The 10,059-nt window shown below is 62.9% G+C and carries 10 protein-coding genes and 1 pseudogene; 5 read left to right on the top strand and 6 right to left on the bottom strand.

Features of this window, described 5'->3' with window-relative positions; translation table 11 throughout:
- Positions 1-83: 83 nt before the first annotated feature.
- Entirely contained in the window at positions 84-1,121 is a 1,038-nt protein-coding gene (gene ftsZ / locus MUU54_RS17865) for a cell division protein FtsZ (protein WP_247245375.1), read from the bottom strand.
- A 314-nt stretch (positions 1,122-1,435) separates the two neighbouring features.
- Positions 1,436-1,675 carry a hypothetical protein gene (locus MUU54_RS17860; protein WP_247245374.1) on the bottom strand — a complete coding sequence of 80 codons (240 nt, stop codon included), beginning with the start codon at positions 1,673-1,675 and terminating at the stop codon, positions 1,436-1,438.
- Between the two features lie 120 nt (positions 1,676-1,795).
- Here MUU54_RS17860 and MUU54_RS17855 point away from each other — a divergent pair, with 120 nt between their 5' ends.
- A complete protein-coding gene (locus MUU54_RS17855; protein WP_247245373.1) occupies positions 1,796-2,101 on the top strand; it encodes a DUF1883 domain-containing protein in 306 nt (101 codons plus the stop codon).
- Here MUU54_RS17855 and MUU54_RS17850 read toward each other — a convergent pair.
- Both MUU54_RS17850 and MUU54_RS17845 read right to left on the bottom strand, forming a co-directional pair.
- A complete protein-coding gene (locus MUU54_RS17850; RefSeq protein WP_247245372.1) occupies positions 2,098-3,414 on the bottom strand; it encodes a replication-associated recombination protein A in 1,317 nt (438 codons plus the stop codon). The two genes, MUU54_RS17855 and MUU54_RS17850, sit on opposite strands and share 4 nt — an antisense overlap.
- Entirely contained in the window at positions 3,411-4,814 is a 1,404-nt protein-coding gene (locus tag MUU54_RS17845) for a DegQ family serine endoprotease (RefSeq protein WP_247245371.1), read from the bottom strand. Before MUU54_RS17845 ends, MUU54_RS17850 begins: the two co-directional genes overlap by 4 nt.
- A gap of 137 nt (positions 4,815-4,951) precedes the next feature.
- Here MUU54_RS17845 and MUU54_RS17840 point away from each other — a divergent pair, with 137 nt between their 5' ends.
- Both MUU54_RS17840 and MUU54_RS17835 read left to right on the top strand, forming a co-directional pair.
- Entirely contained in the window at positions 4,952-5,335 is a 384-nt protein-coding gene (locus MUU54_RS17840) for a YkvA family protein (protein ID WP_247245370.1), read from the top strand.
- 15 nt (positions 5,336-5,350) lie between these two features.
- Positions 5,351-5,691 (top strand): annotated as a pseudogene (locus tag MUU54_RS17835) (lysozyme inhibitor LprI family protein).
- A gap of 8 nt (positions 5,692-5,699) precedes the next feature.
- Here the strand turns inward: MUU54_RS17835 and MUU54_RS17830 are convergent.
- Both MUU54_RS17830 and ilvD read right to left on the bottom strand, forming a co-directional pair.
- Positions 5,700-6,017 (bottom strand): type II toxin-antitoxin system PemK/MazF family toxin, encoded by a 318-nt coding sequence (locus MUU54_RS17830; protein ID WP_312038846.1) that lies wholly within the window; start codon positions 6,015-6,017, stop codon positions 5,700-5,702.
- Positions 6,018-6,319: 302 nt separating this feature from the next.
- Positions 6,320-8,155, bottom strand: coding sequence for a dihydroxy-acid dehydratase (gene ilvD / locus MUU54_RS17825; RefSeq protein ID WP_247245368.1), 1,836 nt, complete (start codon positions 8,153-8,155; stop codon positions 6,320-6,322).
- A gap of 228 nt (positions 8,156-8,383) precedes the next feature.
- Between ilvD and msrP the strand changes: the two genes are divergently transcribed.
- The gene (gene msrP / locus MUU54_RS17820) at positions 8,384-9,325 is read left to right on the top strand and encodes a protein-methionine-sulfoxide reductase catalytic subunit MsrP (RefSeq protein ID WP_247245367.1); all 942 of its coding nucleotides are present in this window, start codon (positions 8,384-8,386) and stop codon (positions 9,323-9,325) included.
- Entirely contained in the window at positions 9,325-9,969 is a 645-nt protein-coding gene (gene msrQ / locus MUU54_RS17815) for a protein-methionine-sulfoxide reductase heme-binding subunit MsrQ (protein ID WP_247245366.1), read from the top strand. Before msrP ends, msrQ begins: the two co-directional genes overlap by 1 nt.
- Positions 9,970-10,059 lie beyond the last annotated feature (90 nt).

Raw genomic sequence — 10,059 nt, 5'->3', positions numbered from 1 at the left:
GCCTTCCATGCCATTCTTGCATGCTTCCGCCCCAGCCCGCGCAGCGAACTAGCCGCGCAACGGATCGCGGAGGATTCTCCTCCCTACTGCAGGAAGCGCGGCACTGGCGATGCAGTCGCAAATCCGTTGGCGTCCTGCGGCGCGGCTACCGCTGCCTCTCCCCCATCCAGGCCAGTGGCGACGACCGAAACGCGGAACTGGCCGTCGAGCTCGCGGTCGAAGATTGCGCCGACTACGATGTCGGCATCGTCCATGACTTCGTCACGGATGCGGCTTGCAGCCTCGTCCACCTCGAACAGCGTCATGTCGGAGCCGCCGGAGATCGAGATCAGCACGCCCTTGGCACCCTTCATCGAGATCTCGTCGAGCAGGGGGTTGGCGATGGCCGCCTCGGCCGCGACAAGTGCGCGGCCGTCGCCGGATGCCTCGCCGGTCCCCATCATCGCCCGGCCCATGCCCTTCATCACCGATTTGACGTCGGCGAAGTCGAGATTGATGAGCCCTTCCTTGACGATCAGGTCGGTGATGCAGCCGACGCCGGAAAAGAGAACGCGGTCGGCCGTCATGAAGGCATCGGCGAAGGTGGTCTTGGCATCGGCGATGCGAAAGAGGTTCTGGTTCGGGATGACGATCACGGTATCGGCCGCGCGGCGCAGTTCCTCGATGCCGGCTTCGGCGGTCTTCATGCGGCGGTTGCCTTCGAAGGTGAAGGGCTTGGTCACCACGCCAACCGTCAGGATGCCGGCATTGCGCGCGGCTTGCGCGATGACCGGCGCTGCTCCCGTCCCCGTGCCGCCGCCCATGCCAGCCGTGACAAAGCACATGTGGCAGCCGGCGAGATGGTCCATGATTTCGTCGATCGATTCTTCCGCCGCTGCCCGACCGATTTCCGGCAGCGAGCCGGCACCCAGGCCTTCGGTGACGGTGGTGCCGAGCTGGATGCGGCGCGTGGCCTTCGACGTCGCCAGCACCTGCGCGTCGGTATTGGCGGCAATGAACTCAACGCCCTCCAACTCCTCAGCGATCATGTTGTTGATGGCATTGCCGCCGCCGCCGCCGACCCCAACCACGGTGATCTTCGGCCGCATTTCCGTGATCGTGTGCTTCTTGTCTTCCGACATGGAGATGGTCCCTCTGCGCAAAAGTCTGGACGGATGCCGCCCCTGGCATCGCCGAATCGGCCGCCAGATTAGGCCCTCAACAAGGCAGAGGCGGGGCAAAAGGACAAGATGCGGCCCCATTCCCACAAGCTTTTGCCGACCAGCAACTGCTGGTAACGCGCGCGCGGCTGAACGGGCAATAGCATCAGCATCCGCGAAGAATAACCTGCGTCCGAGAAAGAAAAAGCCCTGCCGAGGGGAGCGGCAGGGCAAGGACTGGAGGTCAATTATTGTTATCCGGCGACAGCAGGGGAGAATGTCGCCGGTTGTTTATATTAGATATGAACTCTATCCTGATCGCGCCAGTACCTCAGGCGCATCCGCGGAGCGATTTTGAAGGCGATGAATGGCGCAATGACCAACGAGATCGCGATCCACGCCGGAAGAAGAAATCTCACATAATGCTCAACTGCAGGAATTGAGAGAATCGCGATTGCACCGACACCAAAGACGACTGCATTCACCATCAACGAGGCAATTACGGTCAGATAGGTTTCGGTCCTAATCTTCTCCATCTCGAGGCGTCCTTGTTGTTTCGTTGCGATAAAAACCCGCGAAACGCGATCCGGTTCCACTTTTCCTTAACCGACGAGTGCTAGGCACGGGGGATCGACCAAGCATGACCGAGGCAGGCCGTGGCAGCAGCGTCTTTCCGCTTCAAGCATTACGATCTCAAGGGACAGCGCGCCGGCACCGTCATCGAGGTCACCCTGAACGCGGTCAACAACGTGCGCCTGATGACGGCCGGAAACTTCCAACGCTTCAAGGAACTGCTCGACTTCACATATGTCGGCGGCGTCGCCAAGAGATCGCCGGTTCGCCTCGTGGTGCCGGAAGACGGGCACTGGCATCTGATCGTCGACATGGAGGGCCACAACGGCATGGCCGATTCTGCCGTCAAGGTCACGCCGCCACCTGCAGCGCAGCGCCGCGCGTCCTAGGGTTCGCCGCGCTCATTGCGCAGCTTCACCCACCAATCCAGCCTCTTGCGGATCTCTCGCTCGAACCCGCGTTCCGGCGGATCATAAAAGACCTGCCGGCCCATCTTTTCGGGGAAGTAGTTCTGGCCGGAAAAGGCGTCCGGCTCGTCATGGTCGTAACGATAGCCGTCGCCGTAGCCTTCACCCTTCATCAGCTTGGTCGGCGCATTCAGGATATGCTTGGGCGGCAGCAACGAGCCGTTCTCCCTTGCCGCCCGCATCGCCGCCTTGAAGGCGGTATAGACGCCGTTGGACTTTGGCGCCGTGGCGAGATAGACGCAGGCCTGCGCCAGCGCCAGTTCGCCTTCCGGGGAGCCGAGATAGTCATAGGCATCCTTGGCCGCATTGCAGATCACCAGCGCCTGGGGATCAGCGAGCCCGATGTCCTCCACCGCCATGCGCACCAGCCGCCGCCCGAGGTAAAGCGGGTCTTCGCCCGCATCGAACATGCGTGCGAGATAGTAAAGCGCGGCATCCGGATCCGAACCGCGGACGGACTTGTGGAGCGCCGAGATGAGGTTGTAGTGGCCGTCCTGGCCTTTGTCGTAGACCGGCGCCCGCCGCTGCACGATCTGCGTCAGGCCTTCGGTGTCGAATACCTCCCCTGCCCTTGCTGCGCGCCAGACCTCTTCTGCCAAAGTCAGCACGGCACGTCCGTCACCATCGGCCATGCGGATCAGGCTGGCGCGGGCATCGGCGTCAAGCGGCAACGGCCGCTCTTCGGTCTCTTCGGCGCGCTTCAGCAGCTCCTCGAGGCTTGCCTCGTCATGCGGCTTGAAGGTCAGCACCCGCGCCCGCGACAAGAGAGCGGCGTTCAGCTCGAAGCTTGGGTTTTCGGTGGTTGCGCCGACGAGGATGACAGTGCCGTCTTCCATTACCGGCAGGAAGCTATCCTGCTGGGCGCGGTTGAAGCGGTGGATTTCGTCGACGAAGAGCAGCGTCTGGCGACCGTCCATGCGGCGTAGCCGGGCGGTCTCGAAAACCTTTTTCAAGTCCGCCACGCCGGAAAAGATCGCCGAGATCTGCTCGAACACCAGCCCCGCCTCGCCCGAAAGCAACCGTGCTACCGTCGTCTTGCCGGTGCCGGGCGGGCCCCAGAAGATCATCGATCCCAGAGAACCGGAAGCGATCATCCGGCGCAGGATGCCTTCCTCGCCGGTCAGGTGCTCCTGTCCGGTCACCTCACCCAGCGACTTCGGCCGGAGGCGGTCGGCGAGAGGCCGCCGGTTGGCGATCTCCTCCGGCACCTTCGGCGCAAAGAGATCGCCGCTCATCGGAAGAACTGCCGGATGCGCTGGCCGTCCCGCTCGATCTCGACGCGCCAGAAGCCTGGATCGTCATCCAGCATGGCTTCCATGGTCTTTGTCGAGTCCACGGCGATCCCGTTCAAGGAGATGACGATGTCCTTCGGCTGGAAGCCGAGGCGGCCGGCCGGCGAGCCGCGGCTGACGTCGACGACAACGACGCCAGCCTTGTCTGCCGGCATGCGCAGCTCGGTGGCAAGGCGTGGCGAGAGGTTGGCGACCCTCAGGCCTGCGAAAGGATTCCGGCCTTCGATGAGACGCTCGTCACGCGCCGGCTTTTCCGGCGCGACGTCGAGCGCGATCGTCAGCTGCCGCGTCCCCTCGCTCTGCTGCACCGTCAGCACCGCCTCATGGCCGAGGCCGGCGGTGGTCAGTCGGTAGCCGAGGGCATCCGGATGCTCCACCTCAATCCCGTTGACGGCAACGATGACTTCACCAGGCTCCAGTCCGGCAGCGGCAGCCGGCCCCCCGTCGACGACGCCGACCACGAGTGCACCGCGCGCCGCCTTAAGCCCCAGCGCCTCGGCGACGTCGGAGGTGACCGGCTCGAAGCTTGCGCCGATATAGGGCCGCTCGAAGGTCTTGTCGCCCTTCTCCGCTGCCGCCAGGAAGACCTTCACGAGATTGGCCGGGATGGCGAAACCGATCCCGTTCGATCCGCCGCCGCGGGAGAAGATCGCCGTGTTGATGCCGATCAGTTCGCCGTTCATATTCATCAGCGCGCCGCCGGAATTGCCCGGATTGATTGAGGCATCCGTCTGGATGAAGAAGCCGAAGTCACCGGGGGTCACCTGGTTACGGGCGAGGCCCGACACGATGCCGCTCGTCACCGTCTGCCCGACGCCGAAAGGGTTGCCGACCGCCAGCACCAAATCACCGACCTCCACGGCATCGGAATCGCCGATCGGCAGAACCGGGAAGTTCTCGCTCGCCGCAATCTTCAGCACCGCCAGATCGAGGCTCTCGTCCTTAAGAAGGACCTCAGAGGCGAATTCCCGGCCATCGGCGAGCGCGATCTTGATATCGTCGGCGCCTTCGATCACGTGGTTGTTGGTGACGATCAGCCCGCCCGCCGAGACGATCACACCCGAGCCAAGGGACGACTGCTTTTCCGTGCGGTTCGGCATGCGCTGACCGAAGAACTGCTCGAAGAAGGGGTCGCCAGCAAAGGGGCTCAGCCGCTGCACGACACGTTCAGCATAGACGTTGACGACGGCACCGGCTGTCTGTTTGACCAGCGGCGCGAAGGACAGCTGCACCTCTGCCTGGCTTCGCGGTACCGCCTTTTGCTCCTGGGCATAGGCCGCCATTGGCTGCAGGAAAAGAAGGGCGAAGAGGGCCGCCGAGATGCTTTTGACACTGCCGAGCATGTGATTCCTCATTGCGAAATGTGGTGCAGATTTGTAGCGCCGCAGGCTAGAAAGGAAAGGTGGCTGAACAAGGATGAAAAAGCCGCAGGTGGATGGGACGGTACAACCGCCAGTCCAAGGCAGAAAGGCAGCCACAGGTGTGGGTCAGAACAGCAAAGGTTTGGGCCGGCCAGCTGAAGCGCGATGTGGTTGCGCTCTGGCTTGCGGCGCGGGACCCGTGGGTGCCACGGTACGCAAAGGCGCTCGCGGGAATGGTCGCCGCCTATGCGCTCTCGCCGATCGATCTGATCCCGGATTTCGTCCCGATTCTCGGCTACCTCGACGACCTGGTGGTCGTGCCGCTTGGCATTCTGCTTGCCGTGCGCCTTGTTCCACCCTCTGTCATGGCGGATCTGCGCCGCGCCGCAGACAGCCGGCAGCGGTCGCAGAGCCTTACCGGTATGCTTGCCATCCTCGCCATCTGGATCATCTGCCTTATCTTCGTCGGCCTCTGGTTTTTGCAGCGCACGAAAGCGCCCTGAAGCAGGACTGTGTTGATGACCAAACTGTTTCCCATCCTTGCCCTTCTCGCAATGCCCCTCGCCAATCCTGCACAAGCGGCGAGCTTCGACTGCGAAAAGGCCGATCTCGCCGCAGACGAACAGGCGATCTGCGACAACCGCGACATCAACGACGCCGATGTGAAGATGGTGGCGACCTTCGACCTGCTCTCGGGACTGCTGGCCATGGGCGCGCGCGGCAGCATGCAGGACGGGCAGATCGCCTGGCTCGACAGGCGCCAGGCCTGCGGCGACGATCTCGCCTGCCTGCGTTCCGCCTATAGGAGCGGCAAAAGGAGCTGACGGACATCTCCAACGGCCTGCCCCGGCCGCTGTGATTTTGTCCCTAAGCAACGCCGAAGCCAAGGATGGTTGAGACCCGTTCCATCACCTGTAGGGTGACTTCTTCCGCAGCTTGCCCGATTGGTTCGACATGACGTGCTTCAACCGTCGCGATTTTCGCCGGACGGACTACCGATGGAGGAGGCCAACCCGCCGCAAGGTAATCTACGATTGCGACGTCATCCGTCCAACTTCGGTTCTCTGCAGACGTGATCATGACCGCCAAAGCAGAGCTCCCTCTGGACCAACAGCGCGGTCGAACGACGAGTGCGGGTCGCCGTTGTCGCGTATCCCGATCCGTGTAAGGGAACGGCACCCGGATGATGGTGCCTTGGTCAAAGATCGGCTTTAAACCTTGCGATCAGCGTCGCTACCCCATTGTTCGAAGGCGGCGAATGGTTAATCGGGAGGCCGAGTAGCCCGTGAGACGACTACCCGGCCATCGACCTTGAGCGTTTAGACGAGCTTATCTCCCTCTCGCAGCTTCAGCGCCGTTCGCACCGCTTGAGGGACCGTCGCCTGAGAATTGCTCGTGAGCCGGCTTGTGATCATCGTTGCTTCCATCGGGATGGAGTGTAAGAAATCCCCATACGCTTTCAATAGTCGATGCCGGAAAGGCTCCCCCTACTCCGGCAGGATCCGCACCGCGCCCTTATCGGCGCTGGCGGCGAAGGCCGCGTAGGCCTTTAGCGCCGTGGTGACGTTGCGGCGGCGTGGAGCGACAGGCGCCCATCCGTGCTTTTCCTGTTCCGTCCGGCGATGGGCCAGTTCGGCATCGGAAACGAGCAGGTTGATCGTCCGGTTGGGGATGTCGATCTCGATCATGTCGCCTTCGCGGACGAGGCCGATTGCGCCGCCATTGGCGGCTTCCGGCGAGCAGTGGCCGATAGAGAGGCCCGAGGTCCCGCCCGAAAAGCGGCCGTCGGTGACGAGCGCGCAGGCCTTGCCGAGGCCTTTCGACTTCAGGTAGCTCGTCGGATAGAGCATTTCCTGCATGCCAGGGCCGCCCTTCGGGCCCTCGTAGCGGATGACGACGACGTCGCCGGCGACGATCTCGTTGTTGAGGATCGCCTTGACGGATGCATCCTGGCTCTCGAAGACGCGAGCCGGGCCGGTGAACTTCAGGATCGACTCGTCGACGCCAGCCGTCTTCACGATGCAGCCATCAAGCGCAATGTTGCCGTATAGAACCGCCAGCCCGCCGTCCTTGGAGAACGGGTTCTTGACCGAGCGGATGACGCCCTTTTCGCTGTCGGTATCGAGTTCATCCCAGCGCGACGACTGCGAGAAGGCAACCTGCGTCGGGACGCCGCCCGGTGCCGCCTTGTAGAAATTGCGAACAGTCTCGCTGTTGGTGCGGGTGATGTCCCAGCGGTCGATGGCGTCGCCGAGGGTTTCCTCATGCACCGTCTTGCAGTCGCGGTTCAGCAAGCCGCCCCGGTCGAGTTCGCCGAGGATGCGCATGATGCCCCCGGCGCGATGGACGTCTTCCATGTGCACATCGCTCTTGGCAGGAGCGACCTTGGACAGGCATGGCACCTTGCGCGACAGGCGGTCGATGTCGTCGAGAGTGAAATCGACACCGCCCTCATAGGCCGCCGCGAGGATGTGCAGGACCGTGTTCGTTGAGCCGCCCATGGCGATGTCGAGGGCCATGGCGTTCTCGAAGGCTTCCTTGGTGGCGATCGAGCGCGGCAGGATGCTGTAGTCGTCCTGCTCGTAATGGCGGCGGGCAAGATCGACGATCAGGTGGCCCGCTTCGACGAAGAGGCGCTTGCGGTCTGCGTGGGTGGCGAGTGTCGAGCCGTTCCCCGGCAGCGACAGCCCGAGCGCCTCGGTCAAGCAGTTCATCGAATTGGCCGTGAACATGCCCGAGCATGAGCCGCAGGTCGGACAGGCGGCGCGTTCGATCGCCTGGACGTCGGCATCGGACATGGCTTCGTCGGCCGCAGCGACCATGGCATCGACGAGATCCAGCGCAACAGTCTTGCCTTGGAGGACAACCTTGCCGGCCTCCATCGGGCCGCCGGAAACGAAGACGGCGGGGATGTTGAGGCGCATGGCGGCCGAGAGCATGCCGGGGGTGATCTTGTCGCAGTTGGAGATGCATACCATGGCATCGGCGCAGTGCGCGTTGACCATGTATTCGACAGAGTCGGATATGATCTCGCGCGACGGCAACGAATAGAGCATACCGTCATGGCCCATGGCGATGCCATCGTCGACGGCGATCGTGTTGAATTCCTTCGCCACGCCGCCGGCTGCTTCGATTTCCCGAGCGACGAGTTGGCCGAGATCCTTGAGGTGCACGTGGCCCGGGACGAACTGCGTGAAGGAATTCACCACCGCGATGATCGGCTTGCCGAAATCGCTGTCCTTCATGCCGGTCGCGCGCCACAGGCCGCGCGCGCCTGCCATGTTGCGGCCGTGGGTCGTGGTTCTGGAACGATAAGCGGGCATGGTCTCTTCCTCGGTCTTGTTCTTCGGGTCGCCGCGGCGCGCCGCTTATCCCCGGTTTTGAAGCTTTCCTACCTCAATATAGGCACGCGGTCACTATCACCGAACGGCAAAACGGTACTCTGCGGTACGCCTCACGCAGATGTGCCCGACAAATACCCGAGAGCACTGTGAAACCAGACGAGCGCGCGTTACGTATAGGGTTAGAAAGCCCCTCCCGAGGAGACCGCCATGCCTGTCTATCGCCCGCCCCACATTGCCGCGTCGGAGATCACTCCGCGGCAGGTCTACATGTCGCGCAGGAAGTTCATCGGAACGGCGGCGGCGGGCGCATTCCTGGCCGGAGCAGGCTCCGCCCTCGCCGCGCCGCTGACGGCGTCGCCAAGCCGATTCTCGACCGACGAAAAGCTTACACCGAAGGAAGCGGTGACCAGCTACAACAATTTCTACGAATTCGGCACCGCCAAGAGCGATCCTGCTGAGAGGTCCGGCCAATTCGACCCCCTTCCCTGGTCTGTCAAGGTCGACGGCCTGGTGGGCAAACCGAGGGAGTTCGGTATCGAGGAACTGATGAAGATGCCGCTCGAAGACCGTGTCTATCGGCTGCGCTGCGTGGAGGGCTGGTCGATGGTGATCCCGTGGATCGGCTTTCCACTTGCTGCCCTGCTCGACCAAGTCGAACCGCTCGGTAGCGCCAAGTACGTCTCCTTCGAGACGGTCGTCCGCCCGGAGGAGATGCCTGGCCAGACGGGGTTTTTCCAGCCGCTGGAATGGCCCTATGTCGAGGGCCTTCGCCTCGATGAGGCCCGCCACCCGCTGACGATCCTCTCTGTCGGCCTTTACGGTGAGACGCTGCCGAACCAGAACGGAGCGCCCATCCGGCTCATCGTGCCGTGGAAGTACGGCTTCAAGAGCATCAAGTCCATCGTCAAGATCTCGCTGGTGGAAGAGCAGCCGGAGACGACCTGGAAGAATTCCAATGCACGGGAATACGGCTTCTATTCCAACGTAAACCCCGAGGTCGATCACCCGCGCTGGAGCCAGGCTACCGAACAGCGGATCGGCGAAGGCGGCTTCTTCTCCGTCGCGAACCGGCCGACGCTCAAGTTCAACGGATATGCGGACGAGGTCGCGGGTCTCTATGACGGCATGGACCTCAAGGCAAACTTCTGATGACCGTCATTCCATCGCTGTCACGCAGGCTGCACGGGCCGAGCATCTGGGCGCTCTATGTGATCGGGCTCTGTCCTGCAGCCTGGTACTTCTACCAGGGTGCGACGGGCGGACTTGGGGTCAACCCCGTCAAGACCTTCGAGCACCTGCTGGGCATCTGGGCGCTCCGCTTCCTGATCGCGACCCTTGCGATCACGCCGCTGCGCGACATCGTAGGCGTCAACTGGCTGCGCTATCGCCGCGCCCTAGGGCTTCTCGCCTTCTACTACGTGGTGATGCACTTCTCAGTGTGGCTGATCCTCGATCGCGGGCTGGAGGTCAGTTCCATTGCCGGCGACATCGTCAAGCGCCCCTATATCACCATCGGCATAGTCTGCCTCGTCTCGCTCGTGCCGCTCGCCGTGACATCGAACAACTGGTCGATCCGCCGCCTGGGGCCGCGCTGGAGCAAGCTGCACCAGCTGATTTACCCGGTGGCGCTGGGCGGGGCCTTACATTACCTGCTGGCGGTCAAGTCCGTGACATTCCAACCCTTCGTCCACATCGGCCTGGTCGCCGTGCTGCTCGCCTACCGGCCGTTGCGCAAGCCGTTCCTCGCTTGGAAGCGCGGCGGCAATCCGCGGGTAGCGCGTGCGGGGCGGTAGCCGTCCGCTCGCCCTCGGATAGAAGAACAGGCTTTTCCAAACGAAGGCCGCTTTTGCACCTTTTGCGTCCCTCAAGCTATCGATCGGTAA

The sequence above is a fragment of the Pseudorhizobium tarimense genome (assembly GCF_022968135.1).
Classification (GTDB): Bacteria; Pseudomonadota; Alphaproteobacteria; order Rhizobiales; family Rhizobiaceae; genus Neorhizobium; species Neorhizobium tarimense.
Note: the sequence above shows the minus strand (reverse complement) of the source record. Positions and strands in the feature narration are given on the sequence as shown.

Excerpts from the sequence above, each read along its gene's own strand:
- ftsZ (WP_247245375.1), bottom strand. The coding sequence starts at position 1,121 with ATGTCGGAAGACAAGAAGCACACGATCACGGAAATGCGGCCGAAGATC.
- MUU54_RS17860 (WP_247245374.1), bottom strand. The coding sequence starts at position 1,675 with ATGGAGAAGATTAGGACCGAAACCTATCTGACCGTAATTGCCTCGTTG.
- MUU54_RS17850 (WP_247245372.1), bottom strand. The coding sequence starts at position 3,414 with ATGAGCGGCGATCTCTTTGCGCCGAAGGTGCCGGAGGAGATCGCCAAC.
- MUU54_RS17845 (WP_247245371.1), bottom strand. The coding sequence starts at position 4,814 with ATGCTCGGCAGTGTCAAAAGCATCTCGGCGGCCCTCTTCGCCCTTCTT.
- ilvD (WP_247245368.1), bottom strand. The coding sequence starts at position 8,155 with ATGCCCGCTTATCGTTCCAGAACCACGACCCACGGCCGCAACATGGCA.
- msrP (WP_247245367.1), top strand. The coding sequence starts at position 8,384 with ATGCCTGTCTATCGCCCGCCCCACATTGCCGCGTCGGAGATCACTCCG.
- msrQ (WP_247245366.1), top strand. The coding sequence starts at position 9,325 with ATGACCGTCATTCCATCGCTGTCACGCAGGCTGCACGGGCCGAGCATC.